A 1,540-nucleotide genomic window follows, 5' to 3' on the forward strand; every position below is an offset into this window, starting at 1 on the left:
GTCAGCCCCATCACCCTGACATCTCCCGTTGGGAAGGCCGCCTGGAAGATATCCTGCGAACCACCAGGGACAACGTTCAAAAGTTTACGATAGGCTCTATCCTCCTCTTGTACAATCAATGGATGGGGAGGATCAACAAGGCGGGGTCAATAGTCAGGATGCTGGAGCACATCGTTGATGTCGTAGAAGAGAACCCGCTGATCAAGGTAACGTATTTGGTGGCTGAGGCAATGTACTATCAATATGTCCAGGGATACCAAAAGATGATCAGCGCCATGCACAAAAACATCGGGATAGCAGAGAAAACCGGTGTTCATCTGATGGACATACAGTCGTATGGATTAGCTATCCAAGGCTATTTGGGGCTGGGTGACAGAGAAGGGGTGGAGAAGTGTTTTGATAAACTCATCTGCTGCATGAATACGGTTCAGAGCCTTGATCAGACACTTTATAACAATGCAATGTTACTGATTGCCGCTGATAAGGCCGAATATGCCTCTGCCGTTGAACATGGCAGAATTGTCGTTAAACTTTTAAAAGAGGCAGGTATACCTCTTCATGGCTTAATACCTAAGTATTATCTTGCTTACGTCCTGATAGAGGGAGGGCGTACAGAAGAGGCCAAGACGCTTATAGCGGAGTGCAGGGCTGAGGGAAAAGCCCTCAACAACGTCCTCTCTGAGTACCTTGCAACGGTGTTTGAGGCACTGATCGGGGTATACAAGCAGGACGACACACTCTTTGCCGAAAAGTTCAGGGAGGCGATGAGGATATCCAAAGACAGTGGGCTACTCTATCTGACCCCTTTAAGGCGTTCAAATCTCAGGCTGTTGGCCAGGGCGCTTGAGCTTGGGATCGAACCGGACTACGTCAGGGACATCATCCGAACTGGCGGCGTCCTGCCCGATGACTCCTGCATCCACATAGAGGGCTGGCCGTACCGGTTCAAGATATACACGTTTAGCGGATTCAGGCTGCTGACGGATGACAATCCGGTCGTCTTCTCCGGCAAGGTGCAGCAGAAGCCCCTTGAGATGTTAAAGGCGTTGGTGCTGTTTGGCGGCAGGGAGGTAAGCGAACAACGCCTCTGCGACTGCCTCTGGCCTGATGCCGACGGAGACCTGGCCGCCGGTTCCCTGCGCACCACGTTGCATCGTCTGCGCAAGCTGTTGGGGGTTGACGACGCCATAGAGTCCTCGGCGAAGTTCCTGACGCTAAACAACCGGTACGTCTGGTGCGATACGTGGGCGCTCCAGGACACGATTGAACGCCTGGGCGATGAGCTGCGAAAGGGCAGTCTGAGCCGACACCTGGTTGAGGGTCTGTCCAAGCTCTACCGCGGTGATTTCCTCGGGGAGGAGCAATACGAAAACTGTGCCGTTGCCACGCGGGAGATGCTGCGGATGAAGTTCGTAAACGCCTGTGCCAAGGTCGCCGAGCATTACGAGAGGTCAGGGCAGTGGATCGAGGCAGTGGAGTGTTATCGCAACGCGATTGCCATCGATAACAGGCATGAAGGGTTTTACAGGAACCTGATGCG

The 1,540-nt window shown here is 53.2% G+C and carries 1 protein-coding gene; it reads left to right on the top strand.

Going from position 1 to position 1,540, the window contains the following annotated elements:
- A partial coding sequence (locus HWQ67_RS18210) for an AfsR/SARP family transcriptional regulator (RefSeq protein WP_218254115.1) occupies positions 1-1,540 on the top strand: 1,540 nt, incomplete at both ends.

Origin of the sequence: Candidatus Magnetobacterium casense, from assembly GCF_019173545.1 — a bacterium.
Taxonomy (GTDB): Bacteria; Nitrospirota; Thermodesulfovibrionia; order Thermodesulfovibrionales; family Magnetobacteriaceae; genus Magnetobacterium; species Magnetobacterium cryptolimnobacter.